The organism is Ruegeria sp. CE9 (assembly GCF_056537425.1).
Window position 1 is genome coordinate 1 of record NZ_JBQFRO010000096.1, and the last position, 989, is coordinate 989.

Annotated in this window: 1 protein-coding gene; it reads left to right on the plus strand. The window is 56.7% G+C overall.

Features of this window, described 5'->3' with window-relative positions; translation table 11 throughout:
• Positions 1 to 989, plus strand: a 989-nt coding sequence (locus ACR0B3_RS24265) for an FAD-binding oxidoreductase (protein ID WP_480811276.1), incomplete at both ends; no start/stop codon positions are given.

Consider the following 989-nt stretch of genomic DNA (forward strand, 5'->3'; position numbering starts at 1 on the left):
TGCGGTTATTGATGATCCGCATGAAACGCGGGCCTATGAATGTGACGCTTTGACGGCCTATCGCTGCCCGCCTTTGGCGGCGGTGTTGCCCCAGTCCACGGCTGAAGTCTCTGAGGTGCTGCGCATTTGTCACGAGGAGGGTGTGCCCGTTGTTCCGCGTGGTTCTGGCACTTCGCTTGCGGGCGGGGCCTTGCCTACGGCCGATAGCGTCATTTTGGGGGTGGCGCGCCTGACACAGGTGTTGGAAACTGATTACGACAATCGATTCATCCGTGTGCAGACAGGGCGCACCAATCTCAGCGTGACGGGCGCTGTTGAGGCGAATGATTTTTTCTATGCCCCCGACCCATCAAGCCAATTGGCCTGTGCGATTGCGGGGAATATCGGGATGAATTCTGGCGGTGCGCATTGTTTAAAATATGGGGTGACGACCAACAACTTATTGGGCGTCACGATGGTGATGATGGATGGCACAGTCGTTGAGATTGGTGGCGCGCATTTGGATGCGGGCGGCCTTGATCTATTGGGCGTGATTTGCGGCAGCGAAGGACAGCTTGGCGTGGTCACGGAGGCCACTTTGCGTATCCTCCGCAAACCCGAAGGTGCGCGCCCCGTATTGATGGGATTTGACAGCAATGAGGTCGCAGGGGAATGCGTCTCTGATATTATCAAGGCGGGCGTTCTGCCTGTGGCAATCGAATTCATGGATCGACCCTGTATCGAGGCGACTGAGGCCTTTGCCAAGGCGGGCTACCCGATGTGCGAGGCTTTGTTGATTGTCGAGGTAGAAGGATCTGAAGCGGAAATCCGCGAACAACTTGATGTGATCCTCGACATTGCCAAGCGCCACAATCCCGTGGAATTGCGTGAGGCGGCAGATGCCGATCAGGCCGCACGCATTTGGTTGGGCCGAAAATCCGCCTTCGGTGCGATGGGTCAGATCAATGATTATATGTGCCTTGACGGCACGATCCCCGTCTCAAGCTTGC